The organism is Mesorhizobium sp. B2-4-6 (assembly GCF_006442775.1).
Classification (GTDB): Bacteria; Pseudomonadota; Alphaproteobacteria; order Rhizobiales; family Rhizobiaceae; genus Mesorhizobium.
In genome coordinates, this window is sequence record NZ_VFVI01000003.1 from 136,035 (window position 1) to 153,930 (window position 17,896).

At 64.1% G+C, this 17,896-nt stretch carries 22 protein-coding genes; 14 read left to right on the forward strand and 8 right to left on the reverse strand.

The window, feature by feature from the left end:
- The first annotated feature begins 56 nt into the window (after positions 1–56).
- The 3 genes from dapA (at position 57) to FJ957_RS10575 (ending at position 2,301) form a co-directional block, all read left to right on the forward strand.
- Entirely contained in the window at positions 57–938 is an 882-nt protein-coding gene (gene dapA, locus FJ957_RS10565) for a 4-hydroxy-tetrahydrodipicolinate synthase (RefSeq protein ID WP_140831100.1), read from the forward strand.
- 25 nt (positions 939–963) lie between these two features.
- Positions 964–1,443 (forward strand): SsrA-binding protein SmpB, encoded by a 480-nt coding sequence (gene smpB / locus FJ957_RS10570; RefSeq protein WP_041002108.1) that lies wholly within the window; start codon positions 964–966, stop codon positions 1,441–1,443.
- A 153-nt stretch (positions 1,444–1,596) separates the two neighbouring features.
- Positions 1,597–2,301 (forward strand): GH25 family lysozyme, encoded by a 705-nt coding sequence (locus tag FJ957_RS10575; RefSeq protein WP_140831102.1) that lies wholly within the window; start codon positions 1,597–1,599, stop codon positions 2,299–2,301.
- Between the two features lie 2 nt (positions 2,302–2,303).
- Here the strand turns inward: FJ957_RS10575 and FJ957_RS10580 are convergent, their stop codons facing one another.
- Both FJ957_RS10580 and FJ957_RS10585 read right to left on the reverse strand, forming a co-directional pair.
- Positions 2,304–2,957 (reverse strand): uracil-DNA glycosylase, encoded by a 654-nt coding sequence (locus FJ957_RS10580; protein ID WP_140831870.1) that lies wholly within the window; start codon positions 2,955–2,957, stop codon positions 2,304–2,306.
- 15 nt (positions 2,958–2,972) lie between these two features.
- A complete protein-coding gene (locus FJ957_RS10585; RefSeq protein ID WP_140644365.1) occupies positions 2,973–3,554 on the reverse strand; it encodes an NYN domain-containing protein in 582 nt (193 codons plus the stop codon).
- Positions 3,555–3,858: 304 nt separating this feature from the next.
- On the opposite strand from FJ957_RS10585, the gene rpoZ reads away from it, so the two are divergent.
- The 4 genes from rpoZ to FJ957_RS10605 all read left to right on the forward strand — a co-directional run bounded on the left by rpoZ (position 3,859) and on the right by FJ957_RS10605 (position 7,712).
- The gene (gene rpoZ, locus FJ957_RS10590) at positions 3,859–4,260 is read left to right on the forward strand and encodes a DNA-directed RNA polymerase subunit omega (RefSeq protein ID WP_140831104.1); all 402 of its coding nucleotides are present in this window, start codon (positions 3,859–3,861) and stop codon (positions 4,258–4,260) included.
- Positions 4,261–4,384: 124 nt separating this feature from the next.
- Positions 4,385–6,616, forward strand: coding sequence for a bifunctional (p)ppGpp synthetase/guanosine-3',5'-bis(diphosphate) 3'-pyrophosphohydrolase (locus FJ957_RS10595; protein ID WP_140831106.1), 2,232 nt, complete (start codon positions 4,385–4,387; stop codon positions 6,614–6,616).
- Positions 6,617–6,674: 58 nt separating this feature from the next.
- Entirely contained in the window at positions 6,675–7,253 is a 579-nt protein-coding gene (gene pyrE, locus FJ957_RS10600) for an orotate phosphoribosyltransferase (protein ID WP_140831108.1), read from the forward strand.
- 75 nt (positions 7,254–7,328) lie between these two features.
- Complete coding sequence (locus FJ957_RS10605; RefSeq protein WP_140831110.1) at positions 7,329–7,712, forward strand: VOC family protein; 384 nt, start codon at positions 7,329–7,331, stop codon at positions 7,710–7,712.
- Here the strand turns inward: FJ957_RS10605 and FJ957_RS10610 are convergent.
- Positions 7,690–8,220, reverse strand: coding sequence for a GNAT family N-acetyltransferase (locus tag FJ957_RS10610; protein WP_140831112.1), 531 nt, complete (start codon positions 8,218–8,220; stop codon positions 7,690–7,692). The genes FJ957_RS10605 and FJ957_RS10610 overlap by 23 nt on opposite strands.
- Positions 8,221–8,434: 214 nt before the next feature.
- On the opposite strand from FJ957_RS10610, the gene FJ957_RS10615 reads away from it, so the two are divergent.
- The 5 genes from FJ957_RS10615 (at position 8,435) to era (ending at position 11,899) form a co-directional block, all read left to right on the forward strand.
- Positions 8,435–9,022: a DUF2062 domain-containing protein gene (locus FJ957_RS10615; protein ID WP_140831114.1), complete on the forward strand. Its 588-nt coding sequence runs from the start codon at positions 8,435–8,437 to the stop codon at positions 9,020–9,022.
- Positions 9,019–9,432, forward strand: coding sequence for a holo-ACP synthase (gene acpS, locus FJ957_RS10620; protein WP_140644380.1), 414 nt, complete (start codon positions 9,019–9,021; stop codon positions 9,430–9,432). Before FJ957_RS10615 ends, acpS begins: the two co-directional genes overlap by 4 nt.
- 79 nt (positions 9,433–9,511) lie before the next feature.
- A complete protein-coding gene (gene lepB / locus FJ957_RS10625; protein ID WP_140831116.1) occupies positions 9,512–10,261 on the forward strand; it encodes a signal peptidase I in 750 nt (249 codons plus the stop codon).
- Positions 10,262–10,265: 4 nt separating this feature from the next.
- Entirely contained in the window at positions 10,266–10,982 is a 717-nt protein-coding gene (rnc, locus tag FJ957_RS10630; RefSeq protein ID WP_140831118.1) for a ribonuclease III, read from the forward strand.
- Entirely contained in the window at positions 10,967–11,899 is a 933-nt protein-coding gene (gene era, locus FJ957_RS10635) for a GTPase Era (RefSeq protein WP_181180540.1), read from the forward strand. The genes rnc and era overlap by 16 nt, the downstream gene beginning before the upstream one ends.
- Before the next feature lie 54 nt (positions 11,900–11,953).
- On the opposite strand, the gene FJ957_RS10640 is transcribed toward era, so the two are convergent.
- Complete coding sequence (locus FJ957_RS10640; RefSeq protein ID WP_140831121.1) at positions 11,954–12,481, reverse strand: GNAT family N-acetyltransferase; 528 nt, start codon at positions 12,479–12,481, stop codon at positions 11,954–11,956.
- Complete coding sequence (locus FJ957_RS10645) at positions 12,478–12,756, reverse strand: DUF1778 domain-containing protein (RefSeq protein ID WP_140831123.1); 279 nt, start codon at positions 12,754–12,756, stop codon at positions 12,478–12,480. Before FJ957_RS10645 ends, FJ957_RS10640 begins: the two co-directional genes overlap by 4 nt.
- A gap of 97 nt (positions 12,757–12,853) precedes the next feature.
- Here FJ957_RS10645 and recO point away from each other — a divergent pair, with 97 nt between their 5' ends.
- Positions 12,854–13,612 (forward strand): DNA repair protein RecO, encoded by a 759-nt coding sequence (recO, locus tag FJ957_RS10650; RefSeq protein ID WP_140831124.1) that lies wholly within the window; start codon positions 12,854–12,856, stop codon positions 13,610–13,612.
- A gap of 9 nt (positions 13,613–13,621) precedes the next feature.
- On the opposite strand, the gene FJ957_RS10655 is transcribed toward recO, so the two are convergent.
- Positions 13,622–14,086 carry an NUDIX domain-containing protein gene (locus tag FJ957_RS10655; RefSeq protein ID WP_140831126.1) on the reverse strand — a complete coding sequence of 155 codons (465 nt, stop codon included), beginning with the start codon at positions 14,084–14,086 and terminating at the stop codon, positions 13,622–13,624.
- A gap of 254 nt (positions 14,087–14,340) precedes the next feature.
- On the opposite strand from FJ957_RS10655, the gene FJ957_RS10660 reads away from it, so the two are divergent.
- Positions 14,341–17,103, forward strand: a complete 2,763-nt coding sequence (locus FJ957_RS10660; protein ID WP_140831127.1) for a DUF2339 domain-containing protein — start codon at positions 14,341–14,343, stop codon at positions 17,101–17,103.
- Between the two features lie 28 nt (positions 17,104–17,131).
- Here the strand turns inward: FJ957_RS10660 and FJ957_RS31775 are convergent, their stop codons facing one another.
- Complete coding sequence (locus tag FJ957_RS31775) at positions 17,132–17,428, reverse strand: hypothetical protein (RefSeq protein ID WP_246685804.1); 297 nt, start codon at positions 17,426–17,428, stop codon at positions 17,132–17,134.
- Positions 17,429–17,518: 90 nt separating this feature from the next.
- Positions 17,519–17,770: a type II toxin-antitoxin system Phd/YefM family antitoxin gene (locus FJ957_RS10670; RefSeq protein ID WP_140831129.1), complete on the reverse strand. Its 252-nt coding sequence runs from the start codon at positions 17,768–17,770 to the stop codon at positions 17,519–17,521.
- Positions 17,771–17,896 lie beyond the last annotated feature (126 nt).

Sequence of the window (17,896 nt, forward strand, 5' to 3'; positions counted from 1 at the left end):
CGGTTTTGGGACGACGACATGCATAAACCGACAAAGTTCCAAGGAGTTTGGACGACATGCTGAGAGGCTCGCTGACTGCGCTCGTGACACCGTTCGAAAAGAGCGGGCGCTTCGACGAGAAAGCCTTTCGCTCATTTGTGGAATGGCAGATCGCCGAAGGCACCAAGGGTCTGGTTCCTGTCGGCACCACCGGCGAGTCGCCGACGCTGTCGCACGAGGAGCACCGTCAGGTCGTCAAGGTCTGCATCGAGGTGGCCAAGGGCAGGGTGCCCGTCGTGGCCGGCGCGGGCTCCAACAACACTGAGGAAGCGGTCGGACTGGTGCAATATGCCGAAAAGGCCGGCGCCGATGCCGCCCTTGTCGTCACGCCCTATTACAACAAGCCCACGCAGCGCGGACTCTATGAGCATTTCGCCGCCGTCGCCAAGGCGACCAGGCTGCCGATCATCATCTACAATATCCCGCCGCGTTCGGTGATCGACATGACGCCGGAGACGATGGGCAGGCTGCGCCACGACTTCAAGAACATTGCCGGCGTCAAGGACGCGACCGGCAAGGTCGAGCGTGTCTCCGAGCAGCGCATGACCTGCGGCAAGGATTTCATCCAGCTTTCCGGCGAGGATGCCTCCGCGCTCGGCTTCAACGCGCATGGCGGTGTCGGCTGTATTTCGGTCACCTCGAATGTCGCGCCGCGCCTTTGCTCCGAGTTTCAGGAAGCGACGCTTTCCGGCGACAGCGCCAAGGCGCTCGACCTGCAGGATCGCCTGCTGCCGCTTCACAAGGCGATCTTCATTGAGCCTGGTGTCTCGGGGTCGAAATACGCGTTGTCGAAGCTGGGCAAGCTCGAGAATGTGGTGCGTTCGCCGCTAGTGACGGTCGAGGCTTCGACCGCGGAAAAGATCGACGCGGCGCTCAAGCACGCCGGCTTGATTAATTAGGAATGAGGCGCCACCTCTCCGCATTATGAATCAAGTCAAGAAAGCCGACCCCAACAACAGGACGGTCGCCGAAAACCGCAAGGCGCGCTTTTCCTATGAGGTTCTCGACACCATCGAGACCGGCTTGGTGCTGACCGGCACCGAGGTCAAGTCGCTGCGCCAGGGCCAGGCCAACATCCAGGAGAGCTATGCCTCGGCCGAAGGCGGCGAGATCTGGCTGATCAACTCCTATCTGCCGGAATATCTGCAGGCCAACCGCTTCAACCACGAGCCGCGCCGCCGCCGCAAACTGCTGGTCTCGAAGCGCGAGATGGCCAAGCTCTCGCAAAGCGTCGAGCGCGAAGGCATGACGCTGGTGCCGCTGAAAATCTATTTCAACGACCGCGGCCGCGCCAAGCTGCTGCTTGCCATTGCGCGAGGCAAGAAGCTGCACGACAAGCGCGAGACCGAAAAGCAGCGCGACTGGTCGCGCGAAAAGGGCCGGCTGCTGAAAGAACGCGGCTAAAGCAATTCCAGGAAAAGTGCGTAGCGGTTTTCCGTTCGGAATTGCGTCAAAACAAAGGAGCTTTCGTCGCCGGCGGAAACAGGCCGCCTGAAAAAAGCCACCGGCCGGCTCTCTGGTCCGGCGCGCACGCGCCTTTGCGACAGGGGGATGGTCTTGGGGAAGCGGATTGTTTTCTGGGGCCTTGCCGGCGTGGTTGTCGCCTGTGCTGTCGCGGCAGGCGCCTATTTCTGGTTCCGTGGCTTTTCGCCCGACCGCGCGGAGTTCCCGATCCGGGGCATCGACGTCTCCCACCATCAGGGAAAGATCGACTGGCAACGCGTCGCGGCAGACGATGTCGCCTTCGCGATCATCAAGGCAACCGAAGGCGGCACCCATGTCGATACCCAATTCGCAACCAACCTGCGCGAAGCCCGCGCGGCCGGCCTGGCGGTCGGCGCCTATCATTTCTTCACCTTCTGCCGCCCCGGCGCCGATCAGGCGAGGAACTTCATTGCGGTGGTGCCGCGGGGCGAGCCGCTTCTGCCGCCGGTGGTCGACATCGAGTTCGGCGGCAATTGCCCGCAGCGTCTGTCTCCCGAACAGTTGAACGCCGAGCTCGCCGCCTTCCTCGGTCCGGTCGAGACAGCATTCGGCAAGCAGGCGGTTTTCTATCTGACCGACGAGGCGGCGGACGCCTATTCCGGCAGCATCCTCAGCCGCCAGCGCTGGCTGCGGTCACTGGCGATCAGGCCGCGCGAGAACGACTGGATCTACTGGCAGTATCACAACATGGGCCGCGTCGACGGCATCGAAGGCGATGTCGATCTCAACGTTTTGAAGGGCAGCCGCGAGACGCTGGCCGCTTTATCCGCGCCCTGAATCTAGGTCTTCAGGAACGTCGCGATCTCCTTGAACACATTGACGAACATCTCCTGCGTCAACACGCCCGTATTGGTGTTGTAGCGCGAGCAGTGATAGCTGGAAAACAGCGCGATACCGCCGGCCTGCTGCCGGCCGCCGTGGCGGAACGGAATGGCCGCCACGCGCTCGCCCAATGCCCGCACCGTCGACTGATGCGCGATCGAGCCCAGCGTCAGTATGGCGCTGAGATTGGGAAAGCGCGCGATGGTCGGCTTGAGAAAGGTCCGGCAGGTGGCGATCTCGGCACCCACCGGCTTGTTCTCCGGCGGCACGCAGCGCACCGCATTGGTGATGGCCGTGCCGACAAGCTCGAGCCCGTCATCCGGCCGCGCCTTGAACTCGCCGCGCGCCAGGCCATGCGCGATCATCGTGCCGTAGAGCAGGTCGCCGGCGTAGTCGCCGGTGAAGGGGCGTCCCGTGCGGTTGGCGCCGCGCAGGCCGGGCGCCAGCCCGACGATCAGCAGCCTGACGGAACCTTCGCCTTCCGGGGGAAGGAAGGTTGGCACCGGCGCGTTGAACCAGCCGGGCTCGCGCTCGCGCCAGGCCGCGATGAAATCGTACAGCCGCGGACAGAGCGGGCAGTCATGGCCGGGTTCGGGGGAGGGCGCGGCGATCAAGGCCGCCGCTCGTCAATAATCGTCCTCGTCGACCTCGGCGGGTTCCGGCCGGCGCGCGGGCCGCTCGGACGGGTCGCGGCCGACTTCGCTCTTCAACGACATCAGGTCGATGAAATGATCGGCCTGGCGGCGCAGGTCGTCGGAGATCATCGGCGGCTGGGAAGCCATGGTCGAGATGATCGACACCTTGCGGCCGCGCCGCTGCAGCGCTTCGACCAGCGTGCGGAAGTCGCCGTCGCCGGAGAAGATCACATAGTGATCGACGACATCGGCGAGCTCCAGCGCATCGACGGTCAGCTCGATGTCCATGTTGCCCTTGATCTTGCGGCGGCCGGTCGAGTCGGTGAATTCCTTGGCGGGCTTCGTCACCACCTTGAAGCCGTTATAGTCTAGCCAGTCGATCAGCGGCCGGATCGATGAATATTCCTGATCCTCGACCAGCGCGGTGTAATAGTAAGCGCGCAGCAGGTAGCCGCGCTTCTGGAAGCTCGACAGGAGCTTGCGGTAGTCGATGTCGAAGCCCAGCGCCCGGGACGTGGCATAGAGATTGGCGCCGTCGATGAAAAGAGCGATCTTTTCACGGGGATCGAACATTGAAAAACATTCCTTTCGAAAATTTCTGTCGTCTAAAAGCGTTTGACGAATAGGTCCGACAAATGGGCCTCGGTACCGTCACATCCGAGATAACGCGCAATTTGTGGATATCCAAGGGCAGGCCCCTGCATTGCAAGCAATTGTGATCGCCACTATGTGGGCAGCTTCATGGCGTAGCGCGGTGATGAGCCAGGCAACGGCCGGCAAAGCTGACGTCGACGCCATGAAGCTTGTATTTCGGCCGCGCCCGCGTTATGGAGCGCGTCAGCTTTCCATCAAATCCATCGCATGAAAGGGGCAGTCCATGGCCCGCGTAACCGTTGAAGATTGCATCGACAAGGTCGACAACCGTTTTGAACTCGTGCTGCTTGCCGGCCACCGCGCCCGCCAGATCAGCCAGGGCGCGCAGATCACCGTTCCGCGCGACAATGACAAGAACCCGGTCATCGCGCTGCGCGAGATCGCCGACGAGACGCTGTCGCCCGACGACCTCAAGGAAGACCTGATCCACTCGCTGCAGAAGCATGTCGAGGTCGACGAGCCGGAAGCCGAGGGCGAGGCGATCACCGACGAGACCGGCGCGACCGTCGCTGCTGCCGGCACCGACGACGCTGAGGAGAACGTTACGTTCGACCGCATGAGCGAGGAAGACTTGCTCGCCGGCATCGAAGGTCTGGTGCCGCCCGAAAAGAGCGACGACTACTAAGAGCTTTTGTCCGGGTTGGATCAACCATCCAGGACTTCCGTATCTTAAGTTTCGTGGCTATCTATGAGGTGCGTCGCACGCCAGTGCGGCGCATCAATCATTTCAGCACCGCGAGATCCCGCCCATGATGCGTCAGTATGAGCTTGTCGAGCGCGTCCAGCGCTACAAGCCTGACGTCAACGAGGCGCTGCTCAACAAGGCTTATGTCTATGCCATGCAGAAGCATGGCCACCAGAAGCGCGCCTCGGGCGATCCCTATTTCTCGCATCCGCTCGAAGTCGCCGCCATCCTCACCGACATGCATATGGACGAGGCGACGATCGCCGTTGCCTTGCTGCACGACACGATCGAGGACACGACGGCGACAAGAGCCGAGATCGACGAGTTGTTCGGTCCGGAAATGGGCAAGCTGGTCGAAGGCCTCACCAAGCTGAAGAAGCTCGACCTGGTCTCGAAGAAGGCCGAGCAGGCGGAGAATTTGCGCAAGCTCCTGCTCGCGATCTCCGAGGATATTCGCGTTCTTCTGGTCAAGCTCGCCGACCGCCTGCACAACATGCGCACGCTCGACCATATGCCCGAGTCCAAACGCCTGCGCATCGCCGAGGAGACGATGGACATCTATGCGCCCTTGGCCGGGCGCATGGGCATGCAGGGCATGCGCGAGGAACTGGAAGAAATCGCCTTCCGCTACATCAATCCGGAGGCTTATCGCGCCGTCACCGCAAGGCTCGCCGAGATTTTCGAGCGCAACAAGGGCGTCCTGCAGGAGATCGAGACGGCGCTTTCCGGCCTGTTCGAGAAGCGCGCGATCAAGGCGAGCGTGAAGAGCCGGCAGAAGAAGCCATGGTCGGTGTTCCGCAAGATGGAGGCCAAGGCGCTTTCCTTCGAGCAACTCTCCGACATTTTCGGTTTTCGCGTCGTGGTCGATTCCGTCGATGACTGCTACCGCGCGCTTGGCGCCATCCATACCACCTGGTCGATGGTGCCCGGCCGCTTCAAGGACTACATCTCGACGCCGAAGCAGAACGACTACCGTTCCATCCACACCACCATCGTCGGCCCGTCGCGCCAGCGCGTCGAACTGCAGATCCGCACCAAGGAGATGAACAAGATCGCCGAATACGGCGTCGCCGCCCATTCGATCTACAAGGACACAGGCGGCAAGGTGAACGGCGCGGCGCATGCGATCTCCAGGGAGACCAACGCCTATGCCTGGCTGCGGCGCACCATCGAGCAACTGGCCGAGGGCGACAATCCAGAGGATTTCCTCGAGAACACCAAGCTGGAGCTGTTCCAGGACCAGGTGTTCTGCTTCACCCCCAAGGGCATGCTGATCGCGCTGCCGCGCGGCGCGACCCCGATAGACTTCGCTTATGCCGTCCACACCGACGTCGGCGACACCTGCGTCGGCGCCAAGGTCAATGGCCGCATCATGCCGTTGATGACTGAACTGAAGAATGGCGACGAGGTCGAGATCATCCGCTCCAAGGCGCAAGTGCCGCCCGCAGCCTGGGAATCGGTCGTGGTCACCGGCAAGGCGCGGGCCGCGATCCGCCGCGCCACCAAGAATGCGATACGCAAGCAATATTCCGGCCTCGGCGTCCGCATCCTCGAGCGCGCCTTCGAGCGCGCCGGCAAGACCTTCACCAAGGAGAGCCTGAAGCCGGTTCTGCACCGGCTGGCGCGCAAGGACATCGAGGACGTGCTGGCCTCGGTCGGCCGCGGCGAGCTGAGCTCCACCGATGTCATGAAAGCGGTCTTCCCCGACTATAAGGACGAGCGCGTCACCGTCGCGCCGCCCAAGCAGCGCGAGGAAGGCTGGTCGAAGATCCGCAACGCTGCCGGCATGCTGTTCCAGATGCCCGGCACTCGCGCCGCGCGAAAGGACAAGGACCAGCAACGCGACGGCGCGGTGCCGATCCGTGGCGTGCGCGGTGACCTGCCGGTGCGCTTCGCCCCGGAAGGGGCGGTGCCCGGCGACCGCATCGTCGGCATCATCCAGCCCGGAACCGGCATTACCATCTATCCGATCCAGTCGCCGGCGCTGCAGGCCTTCGACGACCAGCCCGAGCGCTGGATCGACGTGCGCTGGGACATCGACGAACGCACCAAGGAACGTTTCCCGGCGCGCATCTCGGTCACTGCCATCAATGCGCCGGGTTCGCTGGCCGACATCGCCCAGGTGGTGGCGTCCAACGACGCCAACATCCACACGCTGTCGATGATACGCACGGCGCCCGATTTCACCGAGATGCTGATCGATCTCGAGGTCTGGGACCTCAAGCATCTCAACCGGCTGCTGTCGCAGTTGAAGGACAATTCGAGCGTCAGCGATGCGCGGCGCGTTAACGGCTAAATGACTGGACCCTGACCGCGAAAAGTGGAACGGGTCAGGGATTGAATGGGGGATAAAAATGAACACCGACGAAGTGCTGGGCATTTTCCGTGAGGCCGGCGCCGTTCTCGAAGGTCATTTCATCCTGACGTCCGGCCTGCGCAGTCCGGTCTTCCTGCAGAAGGCGCGGGTCTTCATGCATGCCGACAAGACCGAGCGCCTGTGCAAGGCGCTGGCCGAGAAAATCCGGAAAGCGGTGCCGGGCAGGATCGACTATGTCGTCGGCCCGGCGATCGGCGGCCTGATCCCGGCCTATGAGACCTCCCGTCATCTCGGCGCGCCGGCGATTTGGGTCGAGCGGGAAGGGGGCGAATTCAGGCTCCGCCGCTTCGAGATTGCCGAAGGCTCGCGCGTCGTCATCGTCGAGGACATCGTCACCACGGGCCTGTCGATCCGCGAGACCATCGATTGCATGCGCGAGATCGGCGCGGAAGTGGTGGCGGCCGCCTGCATCATCGACCGCTCGGCCGGTAAGACCGATGTCGGCGTGCCGCTGATCGCGCTTGCCGAATATGAGGTGCCGGCCTATCCCGCCGACCGCCTGCCGCCGGAACTCGCCGCCATTCCCGCCGTTAAGCCGGGAAGCCGCAACATCTGACATCGCAATGTATGAAAACAAGCACTTGGGCGCATCGCTTGAATCTCCTTCCCGGAGATGCGCGCCGAGGCGGCGATGATCGCCGGCATCGACCATTTCGTGCTGACGGTTCGCTCGGTGGAGGCGACCTGTGACTTCTACGAGCGTGTGCTCGGCATGCGGCGCCTGGATGAACCGAACCGGCCGACCGCGCTTCTGTTCGGCGTGCAGAAGATCAACCTGCATGAGGTCGGCCGTACTTTCGAGCCTAAGGCCAAGACGCCGACGCCCGGTTCCGGCGATTTCTGCCTCGTGGCGGCAGTGCCGCTTGCCGAAGTCCAGGCTAGCCTCGAAGCCAATGGCGTGGCGATCGAAGTCGGTCCGGTCTTACGCACCGGCGCGCGCGGCCCGATGATGTCGGTTTATTTCCGCGATCCCGACGATAATCTGGTCGAGGTCAGCGAGTACCGGCTCGACTGAGATCGAGCCGCATGGCGCAGCGCTGGCCCAAAGCCATGCCGTGATCGGCCTCGTCGCTGAGCAGATCGGCCAGCCGTCTGTCGACCTCGGCGCCCTCCAGGATGCGAAATCCGCACCGCTGATAGAAGGGCGCGTTCCAGGCGACGTCGCGGAACGTGGTCAGCGTCACCCCTGCCAGGCCGCGCTGCCTGGCGTCCCCGACCGCCCTTTCAAGCAAAGCCCGGCCGATGCCCGAACCCTGCCGGTCGAGGCGAACGTCCAACTCCCAGATATGCAGCGTATCGCCCTCCATCCCGGCGCTCAGGAACCCGACCGGCCGGTCCTGATCGTCGGCGGCAACCCAGCATGCGCTACCGGCGATCAGCGCGCGGTGCCGCTCCGGGCTGACATTGTCTCCGTCGGCGAGCCACGCCAGTTCCGGAATGGCGCGGAACGCTTCCCCGGCCGATTGTTCGATAGGCGGCAATGCTTCGGCGTCCTCGGCCCGCGCCGGTCGAATGGTGATCATCGGCTCCGCATCCTGGTTCTTCTCCTCAGTTTCGCCAGAATGAAGCCGTTGTTACAGCCTGCGGCAGACCATCGCGGCGGCGTTTCGTTGTTACGCGGCCTGGCCGTCGCTATATCAAAGACTTGTTGCCTTTCTGCGTCATCGAAGCGCAAGATATGTGTGGCGCGTCCCGGTGGGCAGGGGCAGCGCGTGTTGGACCGGGAACTGGAACAGAGTGCTTTTTCGACGCCGAGAGCCTGATGGCCTCCTGGAGCGGGTGCGTACTTATCTTTGGCCGCGCCGCTCGTTCTCGCGTTCCGTGCAATATTTCTCCAAACGCATCCTGCGGCTGAAGGCGACGCCGCATTCCGTCGCCGCCGGCGTCGCCGCGGGCGTTTTCGCTTCCTTCTTCCCGCTTGGCTTCCACTTCATCGTCGCTGCCGTTTTGTGCTGGATCATCGCCGGCAATCTGGTCGCGGCGGCGCTCGGCGCCGTGTTCTTCGGCAATCCGTTGACCTTCCCGCTTTTGTGGGGCGCGTCCTGGGAAACCGGCAAACTGCTCCTGCATGAGCACCTGCCGAAGCACGGCCCGCCCGAGCATTTGGGCGAAATGATGCACAAGCTCTCCTTCGCGAAGCTCTGGCACCCCGTTCTGGAGCCGATGCTCGTTGGCGCGGTGCCGCTTGGCCTCGTCTTCGGACTCGTGTTCTACGCCATCACGCGCTGGGGCATGACCGTGTTTCGCGAGCAGCGCAGGAAGCGCATGGTCGAGCGCGCCCAGAAGAAAGCGCGGCAGGGCGGGCGGGAAGTGCCGGCGGAATGATCATCGGCATCGGCAGCGACCTGATCGATATCAGACGCATCGAAAAATCGCTGGAGCGGCACGGCCGGCGCTTCGTCCAGCGCATCTATACCGAGGTCGAACAAGCCAAGTCGGAAAAGCGCGCCGCCCGCGCTGCCTCCTATGCCAAGCGCTTCGCCGCCAAGGAGGCCTGCGCCAAGGCGTTGGGCACCGGCATGGCCGAGGGCGTGTTCTGGCGCGACATGGGCGTGGTCAATCTGCCGAGCGGCGCGCCGACCATGGCGCTGACCGGCGGCGCCGCGGCCAGGCTGGAGAAAATCCTGCCGAAAGGCCACTGTGCGCTGATCCATCTCACCATCACCGATGATTTCCCGCTTGCTCAAGCCTTTGTGATCATCGAGGCAGTGCCCGCCGAACAAGCGCCACATTGATTCCATTTGACCACGAGCGGCATGACGTTGCTCAGCGCCCGCCGAGACTCTATACCAACATCGCACAATCGAGGACGACATGAGCGTGGCTGAAAAATCGCAGAAGAAATCCGGCGGGCTTGGTGAAACCTTCTCCGTCATCATCCAGGCTCTGCTGCTCGCGCTCGTCATCCGCACGCTGCTCTTCCAGCCTTTCTCCATTCCGTCGGGCTCGATGCGGCCGACGCTCCTCGAAGGCGACTATCTCTTCGTCACCAAATGGTCCTATGGCTACTCGCGGTACTCGTTGCCCTTCGGTCCCGATCTCTTCTCGGGCCGCATCTGGGGCTCCGAGCCCAAGCGCGGCGACGTGGTGGTGTTCAAGTTCCCGCCGGATCCGTCGGTCGACTACATCAAGCGCGTCGTCGGCCTGCCCGGCGACAAGATTCAGGTGAAGGATGGCCAGCTTTTCATCAATGATGTCGGCGTGCCGCGCGTAAAGACCGGCCAGATCGACAATCCCGATGTCACCGAGGAAAACCGGCCCATCGACGTCTACCGTGAAACGCTGCCGAACGGCGTCAGCTACGACACGCTCGACATCAATTCCGATTCGATCGGCGACAACACGCGCGAATTCGTCGTGCCGGCCGGGCACTATTTCATGATGGGCGACAATCGCGACAATTCCTCCGACAGTCGCTTCGCCGTAGGCTATGTGCCGGCCGAGAACCTTGTCGGCCGCGCCAACGTCATCTTCTTCTCGATCGCCGGCAAGGCGAGCCCGCTCGAGATCTGGAAGTGGCCGTCGCTGATGCGCGCCGGGCGCCTGTTCCATTTCGTCCACTAGAGCGATGGCGGCCAGCAAGCGTTTGACCGCCGATGCCCTTGCCGAAGCGCTTGTCGAGCGCACCGGCCATGTCTTCGCCGACCGCCAGCGCCTGCAGCGGGCGCTGACCCATGCCAGCGCCCGGTCGACCCATGCCGGCGTCGACTACGAGCGTTTCGAATTCCTGGGTGACCGCGTTCTCGGCCTCGTCGTGGCCGACATGCTGCTCGCCTCCTTTCCCGATGCCGCCGAAGGCGAGCTTTCGCTGCGCCTCAACACGCTGGTCAATGCCGAGGCGCTGTCGGAAATCTCCGAACAGATCGGCCTGCCGGAACTGGTGCGCGCCGGTTCCGATGTGCGCAATCTCGAGGGCCGCAAGCGCACCAATCTGCGCGCCGATGCGCTGGAATCGCTGATCGCCGTGCTCTACCTCGACGGCGGCATCGAGGCTGCCCGCGCGTTCATCCACCGCTACTGGCGGCCACGCTCGCAAGCGACAGGGGCCGCGCGGCGCGACGCCAAGACCGAATTGCAGGAGTGGGCGCACCAGGCGGCCACCGGCGCCGTGCCGGCCTACCGTGTCGACAGCCGCGAGGGACCGGACCACGACCCGCTGTTCACGGTCAGCGTCAAGGTCGGCTCTTTCGCTCCCGCGACCGGCATCGGCCGCTCCAAACGCGAGGCCGAGCAGGCCGCGGCGGCTACTCTTTTGCTGCGCGAAGGCGTATGGAGCGCGGCATGACGGAAATTGAAACCCCCGAGGCCCCCGCGACGCACTCCGGATTCGTCGCGCTGATCGGCGCCCCCAATGCCGGCAAGTCGACGCTGGTCAACCAGCTTGTCGGCGCCAAGGTGTCGATCGTCACCCACAAGGTGCAGACCACCCGCGCCATCGTGCGCGGCATCGCCACGCATGACAACGCGCAGATCGTCTTCGTCGACACGCCCGGCATTTTCAAGCCTAAGCGGCGGCTGGACACCGCGATGGTGACCACCGCCTGGGGCGGCGCCAAGGACGCGGATGTCGTGGTGCTGCTGATCGACGCCGAGCGCGGCATCAAGGGTGACGCCGATGCCATCCTCGACCGGCTGAAGGACGTGCGGCAGCCGATGCTTCTGGTCCTCAACAAGGTCGACCGCGTCAAGCCGGAAACACTTCTTGCGCTGGCCGCGACAGCGAACGAACGCGTTCCGTTCAAGCGCACCTTCATGGTCTCCGCGCTCACCGGCTCCGGCTGCAAGGACCTGCTCGACTATCTCGCCGAGACGCTTCCCTTGGGGCCCTGGTACTATCCGGAAGACCAGATCTCGGACCTGCCGATGCGCCAGCTCGCGGCCGAGATCACCCGAGAAAAGCTTTATCTCAGGCTCCACCAGGAGCTTCCCTATTCCTCGCATATCGAAACCGAGAAATGGGAAGAGAAGAAGGACGGCTCGGTGCGCATCGAGCAGGTCATCTATGTCGAGCGCGACAGCCAGAAGAAGATCGTGCTCGGCCACAAGGGCGAGACGATCCGCGCCATCGGCCAGGCCGCGCGGATGGAAATCGCCGGCATCCTCGAGCAGAAGGTGCATCTGTTCCTGTTCGTGAAGGTGCGCGAGAACTGGGGCGACGACCCCGAGCGCTACCGCGAGATGGGGCTGGAATTTCCCCATTGATGCTTGTCGCTGAAAGCGCTTGCCGTTCAAGGGACCTTGCGTGACTGCCGCTCACTACAGGCCTTTGGCTGTGAAAGCTTCGGCGAAGGTCGCCAGTGGTATCACGAGGGTCAACGGGGCACCCGTGAGCGACTCAGCGCCATACCCGCGATACCAGTTGGCCGCGCGCTCACTCCTGGCGTCGATAATAAGCAGCAAGCCGCCGCTCTCGGTGGCGACGCGGAGACAGCGTAAAGCGGCTGCGGCTAGAAGCTGACCACCGAGGCCGTGCCCCGCCACCGTCAAGTCGGTGGCAAGGCGCGCGAGCTTGAACCCAGACACTTCATGCCTGGCAAGGCCTTTTATCATGGTTGTGGGCACCAACTCGTGGGCCACGGCCGAGGGCGCGATCGTATAGAAGCCAAGGATACGGTTTCGGGCGGCGGAGGAATCGACGGCGCAAAATGTTTTCGACGCATTTTGCTCATGGCTCTGCCTGGCGAAGCGCCGCAGAAAATCATTCATCTGCACGTCACCGCAATAGAAGGACGCGCGATCATGCGATTTTGCGATCGGCTCCTCTTGCCAGGCAGGCAACGTCATATCGTGTCGGGGAGAGCCGCGATGGCGGCGCGCAGTTTTGCATTGGGCTTCGGAGGATGCTCAAGCAGATCGAGAATGCGCCTGAAGTCCCGTTCCGAGACCTCGATCTTCTCGACCGCCTTGATTACGGCCTCCGCCTCGGGCAGCACCTTGTCGAGGATGAAGTCGGTCATGTCCTTGTTCGACAGCGCCGCCGCGCGCGCTATCATCGCCTTTTGCGCCGGCCGTATACGGATGTTGAAGCGCTCGGATTTTTCAGTGGCTGGTTTGGGCATTTCAGTTTTCCTTCGTATCGAATATAACGTACGCACATCATGCGTACAATCTTTCCCTCTCTTGATTTCGCCGCGCAACAGGTGAAAAGCTCCGCCCATGGAATGGCGCGACGAGGGAATCGTTCTCGGCACTCGCAAGCATGGCGAAACCAGCGCCATCCTCGAGGTGATGACGCGCGCGCATGGCCGCCATCTTGGCCTGGTGCGGGGAGGGCGCTCGCGCAAGCAGCAGCCGGTACTGCAGCCCGGCAACCGCGTCGACCTTCTGTGGCGGGCTCGGCTCGACGAGCATCTGGGTATCTTCCAGGCCGAGGCGATCGAGATGAACGCCGCGCGTTTGATGGACAGTGCGGTCGCCGTCTACGGCCTGCTGACCATGGCCGCGCATCTCAGGCTCCTGCCCGAGCGCGATGCCCATGGCGGCCTTTACGAGGCGCTTGCCGTGATGATCTCCCATCTGGGCGATGCCGACGCGGCGGGCGAGCTGGTGGCGCGCTTCGAGCTGCTCATCCTCGATGAATTGGGCTTCGGCCTCGACCTCAGCCAGTGCGCGGCGACCGGCTCCAGGCAGGATCTCGCCTATGTCTCGCCGAGATCCGGACGCGCCGTGTCGCGCGAAGCCGGTGCGGCCTGGCATGACAAGATGCTGGCGCTGCCCGCCTTCCTGCAGCGCGGTTCCGGCCTGCGCGCCGATGCGGCAGCACTGGAAGACGCCTTCCGGCTGACCGGCTTCTTCTTCATCCGCCATGTCTACGAGCCGCGGGGCCTCGAGCCGCCCGACTCCCGCGCCGGCTTCCTGGCCGCGCTGCGCCGGCATCATACGGCGGTGAAGGCGATTGCGGGCGAAGCAGGATAGCAAGGCATTTTAGTCCGCGCCCCGCCGCTCCAGGAAATCGTCGAGCATGGCGCGCTGGCCCTTCAGGATCTTGAGCCCGGCTTCGGGCAATGGAAACCAGCCGGCTCGATCCACTTCCGGGAATTCCTTCATGCGTCCCGATTTTGGCGGCCATTCCAGGGTGAACATGTTGCTCCTGATGGCATCAGTATCGATGTCGGCCTCGACGCTCCACGCGATGACGATCTTGCCGCCCGGCTGCTTGTAGCCGCCGAGCGGCCGGAAATCGCCGTCGACGGCGACGCCGAGCTCCTCTTCGGCCTCGCGTTTGGCGGCCTCCAGCTCATCCTCATTGTCGCCGATCAGTCCTTTCGGGATGGACCACGCGCCTTCATCCTTTCTTGCCCAGAACGGCCCGCCCGGGTGGACGAGCAGGAATTCGAACACACCGGCAATGCGCCTGTGGATCAGCAGGCCCGCGCTTTTCTGCGGCATTGGTCACCTCGCAGCATCTTCTTCGTCCGCGCGAGAATAGCATGGGTATTTCGCGGCTGAGGTCACCCAATCTCGCCGGCAATGCCGGCAGCCCGGCCCTTGGATAACCAGGCAAGTTGCTGGCAATCGGCGACGAAACATGCTCGATCTTGTCAGTCGGCCGATCTTGTTAGTCGGCAAGACGCTGATTTGAGCCAGCCGTCCCATTGCCGCATTTGTTGGCCACGTCTGGTCTGGTTTTGAGGGAAACCGCCATGTTTTTCAGTCTGATCGCCATTGCCGCCGTCATAGCTCTTTTCGTCATCGTTTCACGCCAGCAGAACCGCATCGCGCTGGTCGAGCGCGAGCTCGGCGTCCTGCGCGGCCTGGTGCAGTCGGGCGCTTCGCTGTCCGCGCCCAAGGCGGCGGACGCCACGCAGGAGGGTCTTCCCGAGGAGGCCAACGCAGCCGTGGCGCCTGCCGCGCGGTCGGCGGACGGCGTGGCCGAAGAGATCGCCGCGAAGCCCGAGGCGGCCGAACAGGCGGCAGCGGCAGGACCTTGGACGAAGGCCCAGGCGGCTGCGGCGCAATCCGCCGGGCCGTCCGAACCTGTCTCAGCCACCGAGACGCCCGGAGCAGAACCGCCCGCGCCCGCGAAGGCGGCGCGCCAGAGCGATGTCGAAACGGCGCTGGGCACGCGCTGGGCGGTCTGGGTCGGCGGCATCGCACTGGCGCTGGGCGGCCTGTTCCTGATCCGCTACACCATCGAAGCCGGCATCTTCGGCCCCGGCGTGCGCCTGACGATGGCCGGCGTCCTCGGCCTGGTGCTGGTTGGCGGCGCCGAATTCATCCGCCGCACCGGCTTCAAGGTGCCGGTGCAAGGCGCCGCCGGCGCCTATATCCCCGCGATCCTGACCGGGACGGGCGCCTTCATCCTGTTCGGCACGGTCTACGCCGCGCACGGCATCTATGGCTTCATCGGCCCGGCGACGGCCTTCGTGCTGCTTGGCGCCATCGGCGTCGCGACCATTGGCGCATCGCTCCTGCATGGCCTGGCGCTGGCCGGCATCGGCCTCGTCGGCGCCATGGCCACGCCGGCGCTGGTCGCCTCGCAGGCGCCCAATCCCTGGGCGCTGTTCGTCTATCTGGCGATCGTGCTCGCCGCCACGGCGGCAATCGCCCGCATCCGCGAATGGAGGGCGTTGGTTGCCGCCGCTTTCGCCGGCACCGGCATCTGGACCATTCTTTACATGGTCGACGCGCCGGACGTGAATCTTGCCGCCGTCCTGTTCATCAGCCTGGCTACGCTCGCCGTGCTGGCTTTCGTCTGGCTCGGCCTTTTCTTGGTTACTGGCCGCGACGATGCGGCGCGCGGCTTCGACTGGCCGTCGATCGTGCCCGGCTTCTTCATCGCCTTGAGCGCGCTTGGCCTGTCCGTCGATCCGGCCTTCGCCAACGCCGGCGATGCCTTGCACGGCGCGGTCCTTTTGGCCGCGCTGGTCGCGGTGGCGCTCTACCGGCCGCGCGCGCTGCCGCTGGTCTTCGCCGCCGGCGTCGCGACAGTGCTGATCTATCTCGGCATCATCCCGCCCGCCACGATCGGCGCCAACGCGCTCGATGTCGGGCTGGACGCTCAGCCCCTGGCGTCGTCCGACACGCTTACTTTCCGCATCGGCATCGCGCTCGGCCTGATCTTCCTCGCGGCCGGTTTCTTGGCGGCGCGCCGCTTTGCCGCCACCGCTTCGCTTCGCGCGGCCTGCTGGGCCGCCTGGGGCGTCATTGCTCCGCTGACGGCGCTCACCGCGCTGTGGCTGACCTTCGGCGATATCGACCGCGACCTCGGCTATGCGCTGCCGGCGCTGTTGCTGGTGCTCGCATTTGCCGCCGGCGGTGAGTGGATCGCGCGCGCCGAGGAGCCACCGCTGGCCGGCGGCCCGGCTGTGTCCTTCGCGCTCGGCGGCGCCGGCGTCGCCGGCCTGCTCATGCTGCACATGGCCTTCGGCTCCGGCTGGACGACCATGCTGCTTGGAGCAGCCGCGCTGGTCCCGGCGCTGGCCACGCGCTGGCGATCCTACCCCGTGCTGGGCTGGGTCGCGGCGGGCGCGGCGGTCGCCGTGCTCGCCCGTGTCGCCTTCGATCCGACCATCGTCGGCGCGGCGTTTCTGTCCAGGACGCCGGTCTTCAACCGGCTGCTGCCTGGCTACGGCGTGCCGGCGCTCGCCTTCGGCTTCGCCGCCTGGCAACTCGCCCGCACCACCAGCGGCCGGCCGCGCCTTGCCATGGAGGCAGCCTCGGCGCTGTTCGCGCTGCTCACCATCGCCATGCTGGTGCGCCACGCCATGCATGGCGGCGTCATCGACACCGGCACCGTGACCCTTGCCGAACAGGCGATCTACACGCTGATCGCGCTCGGCGCCGGCGCTATGCTGGTCGCCATCGACATGCGCTCGCCAAGCTCGGTGCTGCGCTATGGCTCGATGGCCGCCGGCGTGATCTCGGCGGGCCTGATCGCCGTGCAGCATTTCGTGGTGCTGAACCCGCTGCTGACGGACGAGTCGACCGGCGCGGTTCCTGTCTTCAACCTTTTGTTCCTCGCCTATCTGCTGCCGGCGATCGCGGCGGGCGCGCTGGCGCTCTATGTCCGCGACAAGCGTCCGAGATGGTATGCGGCGATGCTGGCGCTGGTCGCCTCGCTGCTTGCCTTCGCCTATGCGACGCTCTCGGTGCGCCGCCTGTTCAAGGGCGAATTCATCGCCTTGTGGAGCGGGCTCGGCCAGCTCGAGACCTACACTTACTCGGCGCTCTGGCTGGTCATCGGCGTTGCGTTGCTCACCGCCGGCGTCTGGCTGAAGTCGCAAGTGCTGCGCATCGCCTCCGCGGTGCTGATCGCGGTCGCGGTGCTGAAAGTCTTCCTGTTCGACATGTCGGAGCTGGAAGGCGTGCTGCGCGCGCTCTCCTTCATCGGCCTCGGCGCGGTGCTGATCGGCATCGGCCTGTTCTACCAGCGGCTGCTGACGCGGGCGGCGAGGAAAGGGTGAAAGTCTGGGGTTTCCTTGACTGCTGCCACTATTTCCGGACAACGCCGCGCAGGCGGCGCTCTTCGGCTGCCTCTTTGATGAGGCCAGCAATCTTGCGGACGAATGCCGGACTGAAGGAACCGATCGGCTTCGTCGTCACGAGGTCGTAAGCTTCGTCAACACGCGCACGGTTGTACTCGTCGAGGATCAGCCATGACGGAAAATCGAGGCCGCCCCTACGGCACTCGATCTCACTGATGGCAATATAAATGCGGGTCGCATGGGGTTGCTGCGAGATGAGTGGGAACAGGAACAGCGCTGCCGGCGTAGTCGGCGTTCTGGCCACGATGCAGACAGGCGCGCTTTGCGGCCGGACTCCTCACCAGCGTCAGCCTGCCGGGCCCACAAATAGTAATATCGAAGCAGATCGCCGGGCTTAAACATCCGGCTCATCGCCACTTATGGTGGCTTCCAACCCCGACATCAGTTCGTTGTGGATCTCGTCAGGCGCATTCTCGAGCGTGTAAGCCGCGGCATGAGACGAACCAACGAGTTGCCGGTATTGCCTGGCCGACAGGATGATCAGCTTTTCCTTGCCGCGTTTTGTCAGCGCGACAGGCTCGATCATTGCTGTTTCGAGGATTTCGCCCGATACGCGGTTCATGTCTGAAAAGGTGAATTGTTTCATCGATTGCCTCATGCGCGATATACGCAATATACGTATCTTACGTAGTTAAACAATGAGTCGGTTTGGGACTCGAACGGGAATAAGCCGGCCCACGCCATCGTTATTCTCTTGCTTGGGTAACCGCAG